Origin of the sequence: Sutcliffiella sp. NC1, assembly GCF_027594365.1 — a bacterium.
Classification (GTDB): Bacteria; Bacillota; Bacilli; order Bacillales; family Bacillaceae_I; genus Sutcliffiella; species Sutcliffiella cohnii.
The window spans coordinates 3745993-3764944 of sequence record NZ_CP115153.1 but is presented as its reverse complement, the minus strand read 5'-3'; the positions used below and the strand labels follow the sequence as shown (position 1 = coordinate 3764944).

Sequence of the window (18952 nt, the reverse complement as noted above, 5' to 3'; positions counted from 1 at the left end):
TTGACTCCAGCGGGAGGTAGAGGGAAGGTCGAGACCCCACAGGCGCAGCCGAGGAGGCTCGACTCCCTCCCCGCGGAAAGCAAGTGTCTGCAGCGAAGTGAAACGGATTAACTTAAAACGTATAACAAAAAACAACGTTGTCTTTATTGAAATGCCATTTTCTAAACACGTATGGTTTCAGGGTGAAAGAAGCTTCTTAGGCTTCATTTTTTTTATTCTACTGCATATAATGGAACAAGCTATAAAACTTGGAGGGAAAAAAATGAAAAACAGACTATTACTATCCTTACTATGCTTAGCAGCCTTATTATATATTGCTGTTCCACGTATCCCAATGGGAGCAGAAGGACTTCCAGGCATGTTCGCACTAGCGTGGCTTCTTTTTGCACTAATTGCAATTGGTGGGAATATTTCCGCCCTAATGTTCCAACCAAAACGTAAGCGAACAGTGTCAAAATTAAAACTAGAAGAAGAAAAAAGAAGAAGACTACGTCAATATAGCTAAACAAACATTTGAATGTCAGCGAGTTCATTCGTATAATGAGAAGTAAGAATATGAAGTGGACGGGTGAACTTTGTGACTAAACATGAGCAGATTATACAATACATTGAAGAATTACCTATTGGCGAAAAAATATCCGTTCGTCAAATAGCAAAAGCTTTAACGGTAAGCGAAGGAACAGCTTATCGTGCAATTAAGGAAGCAGAGAATAAAGGATATGTTAGCACGATTGAACGAGTCGGGACAATCCGCATTGAACGAAAGAAAAAAGAGAATTTTGAAAAACTAACCTTTGCAGAAGTTGTTAATATTGTTGACGGACAAGTAATCGGTGGTAAAGAAGGATTACATAAAACGTTAAATAAACTTGTAATTGGTGCTATGAAGCTAGAAGCAATGGTTCGCTACATTGGTCCTGGTGATTTATTAATTGTAGGGAATAGAACAAATGCCCACCAAGTAGCTGTAGAAAGAGGGACGGCTGTTCTTATTACAGGGGGATTTGATACAGAAGATCATGTTAAGGAATTAGCAGATGAGTACAAGCTACCGATCATTTCTAGTAGCTACGATACGTTTACTGTAGCAACGCTCATTAACCGTGCGATATATGACCAATTAATCAAGAAGGAAATCGTGTTAGTGGAGGATATCCTTACACCAGTTGAGGAAACTGCCTATTTAACAACAGATCAAAAAATAAAAGATTGGCTTCAACATAATGATGATACTCAACATAGTAGATTTCCGGTAGTAGATCGAAATTTAAAAGTTCAAGGAGTCATTACGTCTAAAGATGTAGTAGGTAAAGATCCTGAAATTACTTTAGAGAAGGTAATGACGAAGCAACCTATTACGGTTAACGGTAAAACTTCAGTCGCTTCAGCTTCTCATATGATGGTTTGGGAAGGAATTGAAATGCTTCCGGTAGTCGATCAGCACCACCGTTTAACGGGGATAATTAGTCGACAAGACGTACTAAAAGCGTTACAAATGATTCAAAGACAACCGCAAGTTGGTGAAACGTTAGATGATATTGTAACAAATCAATTTACCGACATCTCGAATAAAAGTGGTGAGGAACTTTATCATTGTGAAGTAACACCACAAATGACAAACAACGTCGGCACTATTTCATATGGCGTTTTTACGACAATTGTAACGGAAGCGGCAAAACAAGCGTTGCGAAAGCTAAAAAAAGGCGATATGGTAGTGGAAAATATTACGACATACTTTATTAAACCGGTACAAATTGATAGTTGTATCGAAATAAAACCGAAAATATTAGAAGTGGGTAGAAAGTTTGGTAAAGTTGATGTTGAAGTGTTTCATGAAGGTCAAGTAGTTGGAAAAGCAATGATGATGGTACAAATAATACATTAAAAAACCTAGCAGGCTACATGCTTGCTAGGTTTCTTATTTTTACTGATTTGCATATTTTTCTGCTTCTTCTCTCGCAAAAGGCAAATAAAAACGGTACGCTTTAACACCAGCCCAGATGCTACCTGCTCCAACAACAATCATAATAATTCCAACAACAATCGCAACGGTTGATAAGGGATTAATAATTGTATTAAAACCAAATGAGGTTACGAAAATACCTAATGCAATACTTGATTTAGCACTTAACCATTTTTTTTCAGCTGGAAACTTTGTGCGGAAATACTTCGTTTTATAGAAAAAGTAGAACATGAATGAAACGATAATTAAAAATACAAAAATAGCATTCAAATGAAGTGCTCCCTTCCAAGCAGTTTTATGTATACTATATTACCGTCTTTTTCATTTAATTTCTACTTTTCCTATTTCCATTTCCTTTGCTATCACTTGTAAGTATGGTTAAATGAAATTAGAAAGATGTAAGGAGAGAAGCAAATGATTCAACAAATTTTAGATGAAATCGGCAAATTTGAAACGATTATAATCCACCGTCACGTACGCCCAGACCCGGATGCATACGGTTCTCAATGTGGATTAGCAGAAATTTTGAAAGCTAGTTATCCAGAAAAACGAATATACCGAGTTGGTAAAGAAGAGGAATCGCTACATTTTTTAACAAGATTAGATTCTATTCCAGATTCAGCTTATGACGATGCTCTTGTCATAGTATGTGATACAGCAAATGAAGAGCGAGTTTGCGATAGTCGTTATACGTTAGGTAAAAAACTAATAAAAATTGACCATCATCCGAATGAAGATCCTTACGGAGACTTATTATGGGTCGATACGGATGCTAGTTCAACAAGTGAAATGATCTATGAGCTATATTTAGCTGGTAAACACCAAGGATTAAAGATGACAAAGGAAGCGGCGCGTCTAATTTATGCCGGAATTATTGGGGATACTGGGAGGTTTTTATTTAGAAGTACGAGCATGAAAACGTTTCAGTATGCAGGGGAATTAATCTCTTATGGCTTTGACTTCCCAGCCCTTTATGACGAGCTCTATAAAATGAAGCTACATATTGCAAAGCTACAAGGATATTGTTTAGAAAACTTCACCATTCATGAGCAGGGAATCGCATCAATGAAGTTAACAGCCGATGTGCTAAAGAAATTTAATGCAACTCCATCAGAGGCATCCCAGCTTGTTGGGACGTTAGGTGGCATTGAAGGGATAAAAGCCTGGGTGTTTTTTATCGAAGAAGACGATCAAATTCGAGTAAGACTTCGCTCTAAAGGTCCGATTGTAAATGGAATTGCTAAAAAATATAATGGTGGGGGCCACCCACTAGCATCAGGTGCTTCTATTTATGAATGGTCAGAGTCAGAGAGTGTATTAGAAGATCTCATTGAAGTAGCACGGGTAGATTAATAAATACAGAGGCTGGGACAAAACTAAAATGATCATAATAAAAAACGAACAATCGCCAATCTAGCGACGTATATTTCCGGAGCGGGTTATTTCCACTCTACTATTTTTTGTTCGTTTATTACTTGGATAAGAATAGTTGTGTCCCAACCTCTGCCTATCTTAAGCAGGTTCTACGTTAACGATTGTTAATTCAATTTCTAACGTTGTATCTAAGTAAAGGTAGTACACTCTAAAATAATATCGTTTATTGTCTTGTTTATAACTTTTGTTTTCTATTACTTTCGTTAAGAGCTCTTTGTTTTCTGCGAGACTTTTAATATCTTGGGAAATTAAATGATTTAAATCTTTTGTCATACTATCGATAATACTATGACGGCTTAATGTGTTAAGTTGATACCTTTCATAGTTGTTAATCGATATGGCGATATCTTGAATTTTGAGTTTATCTTTCTCTTCTTTTAGTTTGTCATTGTCCTCTGTTAATATTTCAATTCTTTCTTCCAACGTTTCTACTTCGTTCTTGTACTTTTTTACATTACTTACTAGTTGATCTTGAAGTTGACCATAAATAATTAGAAAAATTCCCCAGCCGATTAATGCACCAACAATTGCACCTGAAAAAAAAAGTTGCCATGACGGATGGTGATGATGGGTTGGAACTCTCATTATAAAGGCTCCTGTGTTAGCCAACTAATTACTAATGCACCAGTTTGAGCTCCGCCAGTAGCTGTAATGATTAAAAGAAGTTGTTTTACTAGAAATTTTGTTTCTCCGTTAAATAAACCTGCTTCTAACGTGTAAAATGTATCGAATGTCCCACCGATAGCAGCAACTATTGCCCAAATTTTTAAGCTCCCGGCAAGTCTATCTATTCGAGAGAGTGGAGCATCACCTACTAAAAATGCAGCAAAACCACCGATTAAGGCTCCACCAATTAATACACCTAGTGCGATAAAAAAGCTAAACATTAACGTTGCGATAAAAGGATCCTTCACGTCCATTTGTTTTCGTCACCTCAAGATTGGTATTGTAGAAAATGCGTATATGGTAGCTTACAATGTCTTTACTTGATTATATGGACAAGAATTGAAAAGTATGTTAGGTTCGACCGTTTAAAAAAGATAGAGCTATATTAAAGTTTTTGCCCAAAATGCTTATGCTATCATTCCTACGAAAAGCGGACTATAATAAATATAGAAAGAAGAACATGAAAAACGAAAGATAAGGTAGGAAAAGAAGGTGAGAGAACATGAGTTATATTCCATTACATAATATTAGCTCTTATAGTCTGTTAAGTAGTTCTATACGAATTAATTCATTAGTCGAGATGGCAAAAGAGAAAAACTTTGAAGCTATCGCGTTAACAGATATGAATGTTCTTTACGGTGCAATCGATTTTTATAAAAAATGCAAAACAGCAAATATAAAACCAATTATTGGATTAACGTTATCGATATATGATGAGGGAACGAACGAATCACATCCAGTAATTTTATTAGCCCAAAATAATACAGGGTATACAAATTTAATGAAGCTTTCTAGTATTGTCCAAACAAAAAATAGTAAAGGTGTACCGAAAAAGTGGATGAGGCACTATTCTGTTGGACTCATTGCAATTGTTATAAGTTCCAACAATGAGTTTTTAACCTATATAGAGGATGAAGAAAAGCTTCAAACTGTATTTACGGAATATGTAAATATGTTTAATAAAGGGTGCCTGTTCTTAGGAATAGATCGAAGTACGACAGAAGCGAAACATGCGGAAGATAGAATACGAGGAAAAATAAAATTACCACTAGTTGCTATAAACACAGCAAAATACTTACAACGCAATGAAGCTTTTCTTTTTGAATGTTTACAAGCGATAAAGAATGGTACGACGATAAAAAGTTTACCGGAAGAAGCTCCTTACTATTTAAAAAGTAAAGAGGAAATGGTAGAACTTTTTCATGATATTCCCGAGGCGTTGGAAAATACATTTCAAATTAGTAGGGAATGCAATGTAACGATACCTCTTCAACAACGTCTGTTACCTAAGTACCCTGTTCCGGATAATAAAAACGCTAATGAATATTTAGAGGAGCGTTGTTGGGAAGGTTTGAAAAATAGAATTCCTAATTTTACAAAAGAGTATTCGGAGCGATTACAGTTTGAATTAGATGTAATTAAAAGAATGGATTTTTCTCACTACTTTTTAATAGTTTGGGATTTTATGTACTTTTCGAGAAATAAAGGAATTATGACAGGTCCAGGTCGTGGATCAGCAGCTGGTTCCTTAGTAGCATATTGTCTCTATATTACGGGAGTGGATCCGATAAAGCATCACCTATTATTTGAACGGTTTTTAAACCCCGAAAGAATATCTATGCCTGATATTGATATTGATTTTCCAGATAATAGGCGAGATGAAGTTATTGAATATGTTGTAGAAAAATATGGTGAGTTGCACGTCGCCCAAATTATTACTTTTGGTACTCTTGCAGCAAAAGCAGCTTGGCGGGACGTAGCCAAAGCATTAAATCTATCTCCTAAAGAAGTCGATGTTATTTCAAAATTAATTCCTTCTAGAGCAGGTGTAACGTTAGAGAGTGCTTTGAAAGAATCAGAACCTTTTAAGAGAGCTATTTATGAAACGAAAGAAAGACAGAGAGCATTTGAAGTAGCCAAAAAAGTGGAAGGTCTACCAAGGCACACTTCCACACATGCTGCAGGTGTTGTTATTAGTGAGAAACCGTTAACCGAAATAATTCCAATCCAATCAGGTTCACATAACGTATATCTGACACAATTCCCAATGGAAACATTAGAAGAAATCGGTCTGTTGAAAATGGACTTTTTAGGTTTAAGAAATTTAACACTCATTCAAAATATAAGAGCGTCCTTGAAATATAATGAAAAAGTGGAGTTTCCAATAGATTTTCAACCACCTGAAGATGAAAAAACGTTTAAACTATTGAGCGAAGGAGATACGTCAGGAATTTTCCAATTAGAATCTACTGGAATGAGAAAAGTATTACAAAATTTAAAACCAACTTCACTTGAAGATATTGTAGCTGTTAATGCGTTGTACCGCCCAGGCCCGATGGAACAAATCCCTATTTATATTGAACGAAAACACGGAAAAAAGCAGGTAGAATATCCACATAGAGAATTAATTTCTATTTTAGAACCTACTTATGGTGTCATTGTTTATCAAGAGCAAATTATGCAAATCGCATCTACGATGGCAGGCTTTTCGTTAGGAGAAGCGGACCTTTTACGAAGAGCGGTTGGTAAAAAGAAACAAGATGTGTTAGCGAAAGAGCGTGCCCACTTTGTAAAAGGGTGTAAGGAAAATGGTTATGATGAAAAAACTGCTCATGACATTTATGATTTAATCGTTAAGTTTGCTAACTACGGTTTTAATAGAAGTCATGCTGTTGCATACAGTATGATAGCTTATGAATTAGCATTTTTAAAATCGAATTACCGAAAAGTGTTTATGACCGCACTGCTATCAAGTGTTTTAGGGAACGAGCAAAAGATAAGTCAGTATGTTGCAGAATGCAAAAAGAGTGGAATTGATGTTTTACCTCCATCCATTAATAATAGTGGTATAGCTTTCCAAGTGGAGCAAGAAGGAATCAGATTTGGTCTTGTATTTATAAAAGGAATTGGTGCCCAAATAATAAAGCAAATCATCGAGGAAAGGAAGAAAAAGCCTTTTACTGACCTCTTTGACTTTATCGTTCGACTCTCTCCAAAAGTAACGAGGAGAACTGCAGAAATATTAATATATTCGGGGTGTTTAGATGAATTTGGACAGAATCGAGCCACTCTCTTAGCCACACTTGATGCAGCTCTTCAACATGCAGAGCTTGTAAAGCCAAATGAAGATGAGGACCAAATAGGTTTTCTATTAGAAGAAGAATTTAATATTGAGCCTAAATATGTAGAAGTAGAGCCTCTACCAGTTGATGAACAATTGCATTTAGAAAAAGAAGTGCTAGGTTTTTATTTATCTCATCACCCTACCGAAATTTATCGAAAGCTATTACAACTTGAAGGAGTTAATTCTATCGGGAATATAGAATTACTGCCTACACCATTTGTTAAAGTCGGAGCGTACATTACGAAGGTTCGAACGATTAGAACTCGCAAAGGAGAAGTAATGGCGTTTATTTCGGCAAGTGATGCAACAGGTGATATAGACGCCGTTGCGTTTCCGACTGACTATCAACGTCTTTCTAATCAATTAGAAGTAGGAAAAGTATTAGTGTTAGAAGGGAAAAAAGAAGAAAGAAACGGTAAATCACAATTAATAATTAGGTCCGTAAATTCAATGGAGCAATTAAAAAGTAAATATGAAGATGTAGTAGGAAGTGTGTATTTAAAAATAGATGAAACGGCACAACCTTCTACCAATTTAAAACAGTTACAACAAACGTTACAAACTTTTAAAGGACCAATGCCAGTTGTAGCGCATTATGTCCAAACAAAAAAAACAGTGCAGCTGTCTCGAGAATATTTTGTTACACCAAGTAAAGAATGTTTAGCTGCTTTAAAACTACTACTTGGGGATAGTAATGTTGTGTTCAAAAAAGAAGCCCTTTTCCATTAAAAGAGAATATGTTATAGTTAGAAGGAGGTGGTCAGACCACCTCCTTCTACTTTTTTTGAATTTAAGAGAAAAAATGGATGTTTTTTTATAAAATTGTGCAACCATGTAAGGACAGACGTCATAATTAAGAGTAAAATATTAATCGTAAAAAAACGAAACTAGACTTATAGCTTTGGCTATCAAAGTTCAAGGAGGATTTACGACCGTGTCATTAAAAGAAGAAGCACTACATATGCATAAAGTGCACAAAGGGAAGTTAGAATCTAAATCAAAAGTTCCGGTTAGAAATGCAAAGGATTTAAGTTTAGCATATTCCCCTGGAGTAGCAGAGCCTTGTAAAGCTATTTATGATGATAAAAATAAAGTATATGAATATACGATGAAAGGTAACATGGTTGCGGTTGTTTCAGATGGTACAGCGGTATTAGGATTAGGGAATATTGGACCTGAGGCAGCACTTCCAGTAATGGAAGGAAAAGCAGTACTGTTCAAAAGTTTTGCAGGAGTAGACGCATTCCCTATTTGCTTAAATACTACGGATGTTGATAAAATCGTGGAAACTGTTAAATTGTTAGAGCCTACGTTCGGTGGAGTTAACTTAGAAGATATCGCTGCTCCAAACTGTTTCGTCATCGAGGAACGCTTAAAGAAAGAAACGAATATTCCAGTCTTTCATGATGATCAGCACGGTACAGCTATTGTAACTGTGGCTGGTTTAGTAAATGCGCTTAAAATAGTTGGTAAAAAGATGTCAGAAATAAAAGTAGTAGCAAACGGTGCAGGTGCTGCTGGTATTGCTATTATTAAATTATTATATCGCTATGGTGTTAGAGATATCATTATGTGCGATACGAAAGGCGCTATTTTTGAAGGAAGAACAACTGGAATGAATAGCGTTAAAGCAGATGTTGCAACGTATACGAATCGAGGTCGAAAAGAAGGATCTTTAGCTGACGTAATACAAGGTGCCGATGTTTTCATTGGTGTTTCCGTTGAAGGTGCATTAACGCAAGACATGATTCGTTCTATGAATGCAGATCCGATTATTTTTGCAATGGCGAATCCAAATCCTGAGATTATGCCTGCAGAAGCAAAAGAAGCTGGGGCTAGTGTTGTTGGGACAGGCCGTTCAGATTTCCCAAATCAAGTTAACAACGTTCTAGCGTTTCCTGGTATCTTCCGTGGAGCACTAGATGTTCGCGCTACACATATAAATGAACAAATGAAAATTGCAGCTGTGGAAGCTATTGCTAGCTTAATATCTTCTGACGAGTTAAATGCTGATTATGTTATTCCAGCGCCGTTTGATCCTAGAGTTGCACCGCAAGTTGCTGCGGCTGTTGCAAAGACGGCAATGGAAACTGGAGTTGCACGCATTAAAGTAGACCCAAAAGAAGTAGCAGAAAGAACTAGAAAAGAAGCTGTTATTGGAAAAGGTGAATGAGAAAGTGTCATCACCTACAAAAATGTACATTGAGATAGTAAAACAAATACGTGCTATCATCTCACAAGATGGAATTACTGCTGGTGATAAAATACCTTCAGAACGAGAGCTGTCCGATCGATTAAAGGTTGGTCGCTCTTCAGTTCGTGAGGCGTTACGAGCACTCGAATTGTTAGGGCTAATTGAGACAAGAAGGGGCGAAGGGACGTACTTAAAAGATTTTACGGAGCATCATCTTGTAGAATTATTAGGCACTTTTATATTAGAATCAGAAGCAAAAAAAGTCGATTTAGTAGAAACAAAGTTTGAATTAGAAAAAACGCTCCTACAATTACTAGTGGTAAAGAATACATCTTCAATTGTGATGGAACAGTTAAAAGATTTACTAACATCACCACATTTTACACATGATGAGTTTTTTAAACTAGTTTCTGTAGGTACAGAAAATAAATTACTACAACGCATTTGGGGATTAGTTAGTACTTATTCCCAAACATTTATTACTAATCTAAATTTGAATCGCACGTTATATGAAAGGTTAATATATTCATTAGAACAAAATGAGACGAATGAAGTGTTAAACATTTATAGCCAGATTTTTTCAAAATTTGTCGATAGTAATAAGACATAATTCAACAACAATTTTAATCGTTTTTATATAAGATACAACTAGCAGGTAAGTAGGACTTTAATTTGAAATAGTTATGATTTCCTATCTTACCTATCATTTGACCTGTTATTAGTACCACGTATAAAAACTAGATAATAAGTAATGGGGAGGCCTTCTTTTGTTAAAAGATTTTTTCACTAAGAAGAAGAAGTATGCGTCCATTCCTTCTGAACATGCAAAACAAGATGTTCCAGAAGGGATCATGACGAAATGTCCAAATTGTAAAAAAATCATGTATACGAAGGAATTAAATAAAAACTTAAAGGTATGTATTCATTGTGATCACCATCATCCGATGACAGCAATGGAAAGAATATACAGCCTGCTTGATACAGATAGCTTCGTGGAGTACGACAGAGGCATGATATCTGAAAATCCGCTCTCCTTCCCAGGATATTTAGAAAAGTTAGAAGGAGATAGAAAGAAAACACATATTAACGAGGCAGTTGTGACTGGTGAAGGAAAAATTAATGACTTTCCTCTCGTAATTGCTGTTATGGACTCTACTTTTAGAATGGGTAGTATGGGCTCCGTAGTCGGAGAGAAGATTACGAGAGCAATTGAAAGAGCAAAAGAAAAGAAATATCCATTTGTTATCTTTACAGCTTCTGGTGGTGCAAGGATGCAGGAAGGTGTATTAAGTTTAATGCAAATGGCAAAAACGAGTAGTGCATTAAAATTATTTAGCCAAGAAGGCGGATTAATAATTTCTATTATGACACACCCAACAACAGGTGGTGTTTCTGCAAGTTTTGCATCACTAGGTGATTATAATTTTGCTGAGCCAAAAGCACTTATTGGGTTTGCTGGTAGACGAATTATTGAACAAACAATTAGAGAAGATTTACCTGAAGACTTTCAAACAGCCGAATTTTTGTTAAAATGTGGACAACTTGATGCTGTTATCCATCGAACAGAGTTAAAAGAAAAATTAACTTTAGTGCTAGATATACATTCCTTAGGGGGTGAAAACGAATGGTAGGCGAACTAGAATTTGAAAAACCAGTCGTGGAACTTCGTAAAAAAATAAAAGAATTAAAAGAGTTTACAGCTAATTCGGATATGGATCTTTCGAGTGAAATTGAAAAGTTAGAAGATAGACTTGAACGATTAGAAAGTGATATTTATGGTAATTTAGCTCCATGGGATCGCGTGCAAATTGCTAGACATCCAGAAAGACCAACAACTTTAGATTACATTGAAAGAATATTTACAGATTTCTTAGAATGTCATGGAGATCGTTACTTTGCCGACGATGCAGCAATTGTAGGAGGGATCGCAAAATTCAACAACATCCCTGTTACAATTATTGGGCATCAACGTGGAAAAGATACGAAGGAAAACATTCGTAGAAATTTTGGAATGCCACATCCAGAAGGATACAGAAAAGCGCTACGCTTGATGTATCAAGCAGAAAAGTTTAAACGCCCAATTATTTGCTTTATTGATACAAAGGGGGCATACCCAGGTAAAGCTGCTGAAGAAAGAGGGCAGAGTGAAGCAATTGCTAGAAATTTATTTGAAATGGCTGGGCTAAAAGTGCCTGTAGTATGTGTTGTAATTGGAGAAGGTGGTAGTGGTGGCGCATTAGCGTTAGGAGTCGGTAACTACGTTCATATGTTAGAAAACTCTACTTACTCTGTAATCTCTCCTGAAGGGGCTGCGGCAATTCTTTGGAAAGATGCGTCATTAGCAATAAAAGCAGCCGAAAGTATGAGAATTACAGCACCAGACTTAAAACAATTAAATGTAATTGATGAAATTATTGAAGAAGGAAAAGGTGGAGCACATCGTAATGTTGATTTCCAAGCAAAAGCAATAAGTAATGTGTTGGAACAATCATTACAAGATTTACTTCCATTAACTCCGGAAGAATTAATAGAGCACCGGTATGCAAAATATAAAAGAATTGGGCAGTATACAGAGTTAGAAGAAGAAAAATGGTATGCTGCTAATGAAAAAGTAGGAAAAGGTCTGTAATGTTATATACGTAATGAAAGAGCTGGTAAAAAAAATGCCGGCTCTCTTATTTTTCAATTCAATAAAGGGTATCGTAATAACTAATGATGTATAGCAGCGTAATGATTACGTTTACATGTAAAACATTAGGAGGTAATTGAGAACCTTTTTTGACTTTCTACGAATAGTTGTTGTTTTCGGTATGTCTTCATGGTATTTTTTTAATGGATTCCCTTTTCAACGCTCTATATTTTATATAGAATATATGATTGGGTATAAAGTAATATTTATTATTTTGAAAAACCTATTTATTTAGGGAAAAATAAAAGAGCTTCACCTGAAGCAAAAAAGGGTTAGAGGTGATACTTATGAAGCGTATTGGTGTTTTAACAAGCGGTGGAGATGCTCCAGGTATGAATGCCGCAATTCGAGCGGTAGTTCGTAAAGCGATCTATCACGAGCTTGAAGTGTACGGAGTATATCGTGGATATGCAGGTCTAATAGAAGGAGATATAAAAAGATTAGATGTTGGTTCCGTTGGTGACATTATTCATCGTGGTGGTACGATGCTTTATTCAGCACGTTGTGAAGAATTCAGAACGTTAGAAGGTCAACAAAAAGGAATTGAACAGCTTAAGAAACACGGCATTGAAGGATTAGTTGTTATCGGTGGCGATGGATCATTCCAAGGTGCAAAAAAATTAACAGAACACGGTTTCCCTTGTGTTGGTGTACCAGGAACCATTGATAATGATATTGCTGGAACAGATTTTACGATTGGTTTTGATACAGCATTAAATACAGTAATTGACGCTATTGATAAAATTAGAGACACTGCAACTTCTCATGAACGTACATATGTTATTGAAGTAATGGGCAGAGATGCTGGAGACATAGCGTTATGGTCTGGTTTAGCTGGTGGAGCAGAATCAATTTTAATTCCTGAAAAAGGGGAAAGTATTGACGACGTAATAAGCAGATTAAGACGTGGATCTGAACGCGGTAAAAAGCATAGTATCATCGTCGTAGCAGAAGGCGTTGGAAGTGGAGTAGAATACGCTCATAAAATAAAAGAAGCTACTAACTTTGAAACGAGATATAGTGTACTCGGTCACATGCAGCGTGGAGGCTCTCCAACAGCAAACGACAGAGTATTAGCAAGTAGACTAGGAGCACGAGCAGTAGAGTTACTAATGGCAAATAAAGGTGGACGCTGTGTTGGTATTCAAAAGAACGAGTTAGTTGACCACGACATTATAGAAGCATTAGCTCAAAAACATACTGTAGATGAAAAAATGTATACACTATCACAAGAATTATCAATTTAAGAGTGGAAACACGATGGAATCGTTTTCATAAATAATAGGAGGATTTAACATTCATGAGAAAAACGAAAATTGTATGTACGATTGGTCCTGCAAGTGAAACTATAGAAAAATTAACACAACTAATGGAAGCTGGAATGAACGTTACACGTTTGAACTTCTCACACGGTGACTACGCTGAACATGGTGCTAGAATCGAAAACATTCGAGTTGCGGCAGAAAAAACAGGTAAAAACATTGCGATTTTACTTGACACTAAAGGTCCTGAAATCCGCACGCATAACATGGAAAATGGTGCTATTGAATTAGTTGAAGGAAATGAAATTATTGTTTCCATGACAGAGGTGGAAGGAACAACTGAGAAGTTTTCTATCTCATATCCAGGTTTAATTGAAGATGTAACGGTTGGATCAAGAATTTTATTAGATGACGGTTTAATTGGTCTAGAAGTAGTAGAAATTCGTGATAACGAAATCGTTACAAAAATATTAAACAGTGGCACATTAAAAAATAAAAAAGGGGTTAACGTACCTGGCGTAAAAGTTAATCTTCCTGGAATTACAGAAAAAGATGCAAATGATATTATTTTCGGTATTGAACAAGGAGTAGACTTCATCGCTGCTTCATTCGTACGCCGTGCTTCGGATGTATTAGAAATTCGTGAATTATTAGAAGCACATAATGCAACTCATATTCAAATCATCCCTAAAATTGAAAACCAAGAAGGTGTCGACAATATTGACGCTATTTTAGAAGTTTCGGACGGTTTAATGGTTGCTCGTGGAGATCTAGGAGTAGAAATACCAGCTGAAGAAGTGCCGATTGTACAAAAAGAATTAATTAAAAAGTGTAATGCACTAGGGAAGCCAGTTATCACTGCAACACAAATGTTAGATTCTATGCAAAAAAACCCTCGCCCAACTCGTGCAGAAGCAAGTGACGTTGCAAATGCTATTTTTGACGGCACAGATGCAATTATGCTTTCTGGTGAAACAGCAGCAGGGTCATATCCTGTAGAAGCAGTACAAACGATGCACAATATCGCTTCTAGAGCAGAAACAGCTTTAGCGTATGATGAGTTATTAAGTACTCGTAATAAACAAGCTCCAAGAACGATTACAGATTCTATCGGACAATCTGTTGCTTATACAGCAGTTAACTTAGATGTGTCGGCAATTGTTACTCCGACTGAAAGTGGACATACTGCAAGAATGATTTCAAAATACCGTCCTAAAGCAGCTATCGTTGCTGTCACTTCATGTGAATCAGTATCACGTAAACTTGCGCTTGTTTGGGGTGTATATCCTCGAATTGGACGTAAAGCGACGACAACAGATGAAATGCTAGATGTTGCAATTGAAGAATCATTAAATACAGGAATCGTTTCTCACGGAGACTTAATTGTGATCACTGCTGGAGTACCAGTGGGAGAAAGAGGAACAACTAACCTAATGAAAATACATGTTGTTGGCGATGTATTAGCTAACGGAACAGGTATTGGTAGAAAAAGTGCTTACGGTAAAGCGGTAATCGCTAAAACTGCTGAAGAAGCATTAGCGAAAGTTGAAAAAGGATCCGTACTTGTAACAATCGGTTCTGATAAAGACATGATGCCAGCATTAGAAAAAGCTTCTGCACTTATTACAGAAGAAGGTGGAATAACTAGCCATGCAGCAGTCGTAGGACTAAGCTTAGGTATTCCTGTTATCGTTGGAGTAGAAGACGCAACATCCATCTTTAAAGAAGGCCAAGACATCACTGTAGATGCATCAAGAGGTACAGTCTACACAGGCCACGCTAACGTACTATAATATAACTTAAAAAAAGAAAGCATGCCTAAAAAGGACATGCTTTCTTTTTGTTTTGCGATAATATAATTTCTACTAATAGTTTATACTTAGCTTTCGTCTTTTCTATTCATTTTTGATATAATAGCTCCATAGGCGAAGCAAAGAGCGGAGAGATGATAATGTTTAAATTGCTATTGGCATTAATAATAATCGTACCTGCCTTAGAGATTTGGGTACTCATATTATCAGGTAAAGCCTTCGGTGTGTTAACTACTATTTTACTCATCATATTAACAGGTGTACTTGGAGCATGGTTAGCGAAACAACAAGGAATGGAAGCGTTACGTACCGCACAAGAAAGAATGAGCTACGGAGAAATGCCTGGAGATGTTATTATCGATGGGCTTTGCATTTTAGTAGGTGGAATTTTATTATTAACGCCAGGATTCATTACAGATGCATTTGGCTTTTTCTTACTTGTTCCAACTACTAGAAAGTTTGTAAAACCAATTATTATAAATACGTTAAGAAAAATGATGAACCGTGGACAGTTCATCATTATAAATAAACGATAGAGAAGTCCCACAAATCAGTTAAGACTGACTTGTGGGACTCTTTATTAATTCGTCGTTTTGCCATGAATAATATAGGACCAAATATCTTTAAAAACACCAGCCTGATGCATCGTGTTTATGATAACTAAAGTAACCGGACCGACAATTAACCCTAAAAATCCTATTAATTTAAAGCCTACGAATAACGCAATTAAAGTTGCTAGCGGATCTAATCCTATGTTTGAAGAGAGTACTTTTGGTTCCATTAGTTGCCGTTGAACAAGTACAATGACATATAAAACAGAAAGGCCAATTGCTAACGGAATATTTCCTGAAATGATTAAATAGATAATCCAAGGAACGAATATCAAACCAGTACCTAAGTATGGTAATAAATCGACAATACCGATAATTAGCGCGATTGTAATTGCATATTCTACTCGCAAAATAAGCAATCCAATTAAGACGATGACAGCTGTGATAGAAATTAAAGTGGCTTGCGCACGAATAAAACCAACGAACGCTTTTCTTAAACTAACAAAAACTTTCCCGACACTCTCTTGTACTTTATTCGGTGTAAATTTATGTAGTCGATTTTGAAGTCTGTACCAATCTTTACTAATAAAAAATGTCGCTAATACAGAAAATATTAAAACAGTGGCTACGTTAGGTATCCAAGTAAACATTTTAGGCAAGTTTTGTAGAAACAGTTGAATAAATTGTCCTACATTTGTACCTATTGTGGCACTAAAATTTTCGATATTTGCAAGGATTGATAACTGCTGTGTTTCTTCTAAATTATGAAACATTGCTGTAATTTGACTGAAGAAAGGAATAATTTGGGTTACTATTATTTTTTCTATATGTAGTACTAACGTTTCGAAATGACCTGGGACAACTTTTGCCAAATACTCAGTACCCGCAACAATTTCTATAATTAACAAGGTAATAATACCTGCAAGGGCAGCTATCACTAAAATTAATGTAATAAATACAGAAAGAGAACGAGGAAGCCTACCTTTAGCTTCAAGGAAATTTACAATAGGGTTAATAGAAAGTGCTAAAAGTAAACCGATAATAAAGGGATAAGTAACTTGGAAAATATAATAAAAGGATATAAGTGTAATAATTGTAATAGTCGCAACTAGTAACGTTCGTAAACTTATATGTACATAACTCCAATTCAATTAATATTCCTCCATTTTTTAAGTAGTTACAGTAATATTTTACCGTTTATTTTCCTACACGTATATAAAATAAAATCATATAAAAATCGCTTTTGTTCAATTTCTGAAAAAATTATGGTACGATTAATAAGGTTTAACCGGAAGGATGGAAGATGTTTGTGTTTAACCAAGCTACCTTGTTTCTCATTATATTATTATTAATAGGTTTTATTGCTAAAAATCAATCTTTAATTATTGCTGTTACTGTTTTACTAGTGATCAAATTAGTTGGATTAGATAGTAAGTTATTCCCTACTATCCATAGTAAAGGAATTAATTGGGGTGTGACAATTATTACGATTGCAGTACTAGTCCCAATTGCTACAGGTGATATTGGTTTTAAGCAGCTACAAGACGCTGCTAAGTCTTCGTACGCTTGGATTGCATTAGGAGCTGGTATAGCAGTTGCATTAATAGCGAAAAGTGGCATTCATTTACTTGCTGAAGATCCTCATATTACTACAGCGCTAGTATTTGGTACGATTTTAGCGGTTGCTCTATTTAAAGGAGTTGCAGTAGGGCCATTAATTGGCGCAGGTATTGCCTACATAGCAATGAGAGTAATTTCCTACTTTTCTTCATAAAGGAAAAGAATGTTTTTGTATAATAATTATTTTTATACAAACTTCTGTCCTTTTCATTCACAAAAGTCAGAAATTTGTTTATAATAAGAACGTGGAATCTTTCATCCTACATAAATATGAATATTTTACCTAACGGTTGTAAGGGGTTCAGACTATGAGTAATAGTTTAATTTTTTACTTGGAAATGTAAGCATTTTCTTTCAGGGGAAATCCTGTTAATATTATGTTGAGCAACCGTTCGGGTTTAATGGGGAAATTTTTAAACAAAGGAGAGGGTTAGAATGACAGCAACAAAAGGTCTAGAAGGAATTGTAGCAACAACATCATCTATTAGTTCTATCATCGATGATACATTGACGTATGTAGGATATAATATTGATGATCTAACAAATCATGCTAGTTTCGAAGAAGTAGTTTATCTATTATGGCATCAAAAACTACCAACAGAAGCTCAATTGGCAGAGTTAAAGCAACAATTAGCTGATAATATGTCGCTACCTGAAGAAGTTATTAATCATTTTAAAACATATCCAATTAACGATGTTCATCCAATGGCAGCATTAAGAACAGCTGTTTCATTGCTTGGTCTTTATGATGAGGAAGCAGATTCAATGGACGAGGCTGCTAACTATCGTAAAGCGATTCGTCTACAAGCTAAAATTTCCACAATCGTAACTGCATTTTCTCGTATTCGTAAAGGATTAGAGCCTATTGCTCCGAAAACGGACCTAGGATTTGCAGCAAACTTCTTATACATGCTGTCTGGTGAAGAGCCATCTGAAATTGCTGTTGAAGCATTTAATAAAGCGTTAGTCCTTCATGCTGACCATGAATTAAACGCTTCCACATTTACGGCACGTGTTTGTGTTGCGACACTATCAGATGTGTACTCTGGTGTAACTGCAGCGATAGGGGCGTTAAAAGGTCCTTTACACGGTGGAGCAAACGAAGCTGTAATGAAAATGCTAACGGAAATTGGCTCTCCTGAAAATGCGGAAAGCTATATTCGTGAAAAGCTTGCAAACAAAGAAAAAATTATGGGATTCGGCCACCGCGTATACCGCCAAGGAGACCCACGTGCAAAGCACTTGCGTGAAATGAGTGAAAAATTAACAAAATTAACTGGTGAACCTCAATGGTATGAAATGTCTACAAAAATTGAGGAGATCGTAACATCTGAAAAACCGTTACCACCAAACGTTGATTTCTATTCTGCTTCTGTCTATCATTCTCTAGGAATTGATCATGACTTATTCACTCCAATTTTTGCGGTAAGTCGTGTTTCAGGCTGGTTAGCTCATATTCTAGAGCAATATAGTAACAATCGTTTAATCCGTCCGCGTGCAGATTACACAGGTCCTGGAAAACAGGAATTCGTTCCAATTTCACAACGTGGATAATTAGCAATTTTCATTGACTAAAAGACTATCAACACGTACGATCGAAGTGGGGAATTTTAATATTCCTCACTCGATATACGTAGT

The 18952-nt window shown here is 36.0% G+C and carries 17 protein-coding genes; 13 read left to right on the top strand and 4 right to left on the bottom strand.

The genetic code is table 11. The annotated features are described in order from the left end of the window. The first annotated feature begins 262 nt into the window (after positions 1-262). Together O1A01_RS19635 and O1A01_RS19630 are read left to right on the top strand one after the other, a co-directional pair. Positions 263-505 carry a hypothetical protein gene (locus O1A01_RS19635; protein ID WP_066420109.1) on the top strand — a complete coding sequence of 81 codons (243 nt, stop codon included), beginning with the start codon at positions 263-265 and terminating at the stop codon, positions 503-505. Positions 506-577: 72 nt separating this feature from the next. Beyond that, positions 578-1885: a CBS domain-containing protein gene (locus tag O1A01_RS19630; protein WP_066420111.1), complete on the top strand. Its 1308-nt coding sequence runs from the start codon at positions 578-580 to the stop codon at positions 1883-1885. A 39-nt stretch (positions 1886-1924) separates the two neighbouring features. Here O1A01_RS19630 and O1A01_RS19625 read toward each other — a convergent pair whose 3' ends face one another. Further along, positions 1925-2194 (bottom strand): YtpI family protein, encoded by a 270-nt coding sequence (locus O1A01_RS19625; RefSeq protein ID WP_066420139.1) that lies wholly within the window; start codon positions 2192-2194, stop codon positions 1925-1927. A 183-nt stretch (positions 2195-2377) separates the two neighbouring features. Between O1A01_RS19625 and O1A01_RS19620 the strand changes: the two genes are divergently transcribed. After that, a complete protein-coding gene (locus tag O1A01_RS19620) occupies positions 2378-3316 on the top strand; it encodes a DHH family phosphoesterase (RefSeq protein WP_066420114.1) in 939 nt (312 codons plus the stop codon). Positions 3317-3475: 159 nt separating this feature from the next. Here O1A01_RS19620 and ytrI read toward each other — a convergent pair whose 3' ends face one another. Then, positions 3476-3982 (bottom strand): sporulation membrane protein YtrI, encoded by a 507-nt coding sequence (gene ytrI / locus O1A01_RS19615; protein ID WP_066420116.1) that lies wholly within the window; start codon positions 3980-3982, stop codon positions 3476-3478. After that, positions 3982-4317, bottom strand: a complete 336-nt coding sequence (locus O1A01_RS19610; RefSeq protein ID WP_066420117.1) for a sporulation membrane protein YtrH — start codon at positions 4315-4317, stop codon at positions 3982-3984. Before O1A01_RS19610 ends, ytrI begins: the two co-directional genes overlap by 1 nt. A 248-nt stretch (positions 4318-4565) precedes the next feature. On the opposite strand from O1A01_RS19610, the gene dnaE reads away from it, so the two are divergent. From dnaE to O1A01_RS19570, 8 genes are all read left to right on the top strand, one after another. Further along, positions 4566-7916, top strand: coding sequence for a DNA polymerase III subunit alpha (gene dnaE, locus O1A01_RS19605; protein ID WP_066420119.1), 3351 nt, complete (start codon positions 4566-4568; stop codon positions 7914-7916). Between the two features lie 205 nt (positions 7917-8121). Next, positions 8122-9360: an NADP-dependent malic enzyme gene (locus O1A01_RS19600; RefSeq protein WP_066420121.1), complete on the top strand. Its 1239-nt coding sequence runs from the start codon at positions 8122-8124 to the stop codon at positions 9358-9360. Positions 9361-9364: 4 nt separating this feature from the next. Next, a complete protein-coding gene (locus O1A01_RS19595; protein ID WP_066420123.1) occupies positions 9365-9991 on the top strand; it encodes a FadR/GntR family transcriptional regulator in 627 nt (208 codons plus the stop codon). A 157-nt stretch (positions 9992-10148) separates the two neighbouring features. Next, positions 10149-11012 carry an acetyl-CoA carboxylase, carboxyltransferase subunit beta gene (gene accD / locus O1A01_RS19590; protein WP_066420125.1) on the top strand — a complete coding sequence of 288 codons (864 nt, stop codon included), beginning with the start codon at positions 10149-10151 and terminating at the stop codon, positions 11010-11012. Next, entirely contained in the window at positions 11006-12010 is a 1005-nt protein-coding gene (gene accA / locus O1A01_RS19585; protein WP_270064802.1) for an acetyl-CoA carboxylase carboxyl transferase subunit alpha, read from the top strand. The genes accD and accA overlap by 7 nt, the downstream gene beginning before the upstream one ends. 347 nt (positions 12011-12357) lie before the next feature. Beyond that, positions 12358-13317, top strand: a complete 960-nt coding sequence (gene pfkA, locus O1A01_RS19580) for a 6-phosphofructokinase (protein WP_066420127.1) — start codon at positions 12358-12360, stop codon at positions 13315-13317. A gap of 53 nt (positions 13318-13370) precedes the next feature. Next, entirely contained in the window at positions 13371-15125 is a 1755-nt protein-coding gene (gene pyk / locus O1A01_RS19575) for a pyruvate kinase (protein WP_066420128.1), read from the top strand. A 158-nt stretch (positions 15126-15283) separates the two neighbouring features. Beyond that, positions 15284-15679 carry an FxsA family protein gene (locus O1A01_RS19570; RefSeq protein ID WP_066420129.1) on the top strand — a complete coding sequence of 132 codons (396 nt, stop codon included), beginning with the start codon at positions 15284-15286 and terminating at the stop codon, positions 15677-15679. A 44-nt stretch (positions 15680-15723) separates the two neighbouring features. Here O1A01_RS19570 and ytvI read toward each other — a convergent pair whose 3' ends face one another. Beyond that, the gene (gene ytvI, locus O1A01_RS19565; protein ID WP_066420131.1) at positions 15724-16845 is read right to left on the bottom strand and encodes a sporulation integral membrane protein YtvI; all 1122 of its coding nucleotides are present in this window, start codon (positions 16843-16845) and stop codon (positions 15724-15726) included. A gap of 158 nt (positions 16846-17003) precedes the next feature. On the opposite strand from ytvI, the gene O1A01_RS19560 reads away from it, so the two are divergent. Then, the gene (locus O1A01_RS19560; RefSeq protein ID WP_270066439.1) at positions 17004-17468 is read left to right on the top strand and encodes a DUF441 domain-containing protein; all 465 of its coding nucleotides are present in this window, start codon (positions 17004-17006) and stop codon (positions 17466-17468) included. Positions 17469-17749: 281 nt separating this feature from the next. Beyond that, complete coding sequence (gene citZ, locus O1A01_RS19555) at positions 17750-18868, top strand: citrate synthase (protein ID WP_066420133.1); 1119 nt, start codon at positions 17750-17752, stop codon at positions 18866-18868. The last annotated feature ends 84 nt before the right edge of the window (positions 18869-18952 follow it).

Bases quoted from the DNA above. Each gene is read 5' to 3' on its own strand.
- citZ (WP_066420133.1), top strand. From the start codon at position 17,750: ATGACAGCAACAAAAGGTCTAGAAGGAATTGTAGCAACAACATCATCT.
- pfkA (WP_066420127.1), top strand. From the start codon at position 12,358: ATGAAGCGTATTGGTGTTTTAACAAGCGGTGGAGATGCTCCAGGTATG.
- pyk (WP_066420128.1), top strand. From the start codon at position 13,371: ATGAGAAAAACGAAAATTGTATGTACGATTGGTCCTGCAAGTGAAACT.
- O1A01_RS19570 (WP_066420129.1), top strand. From the start codon at position 15,284: ATGTTTAAATTGCTATTGGCATTAATAATAATCGTACCTGCCTTAGAG.
- O1A01_RS19620 (WP_066420114.1), top strand. From the start codon at position 2,378: ATGATTCAACAAATTTTAGATGAAATCGGCAAATTTGAAACGATTATA.
- O1A01_RS19625 (WP_066420139.1), bottom strand. From the start codon at position 2,194: ATGTTCTACTTTTTCTATAAAACGAAGTATTTCCGCACAAAGTTTCCA.
- O1A01_RS19635 (WP_066420109.1), top strand. From the start codon at position 263: ATGAAAAACAGACTATTACTATCCTTACTATGCTTAGCAGCCTTATTA.
- accA (WP_270064802.1), top strand. From the start codon at position 11,006: ATGGTAGGCGAACTAGAATTTGAAAAACCAGTCGTGGAACTTCGTAAA.
- dnaE (WP_066420119.1), top strand. From the start codon at position 4,566: ATGAGTTATATTCCATTACATAATATTAGCTCTTATAGTCTGTTAAGT.
- ytrI (WP_066420116.1), bottom strand. From the start codon at position 3,982: ATGAGAGTTCCAACCCATCATCACCATCCGTCATGGCAACTTTTTTTT.
- O1A01_RS19610 (WP_066420117.1), bottom strand. From the start codon at position 4,317: ATGGACGTGAAGGATCCTTTTATCGCAACGTTAATGTTTAGCTTTTTT.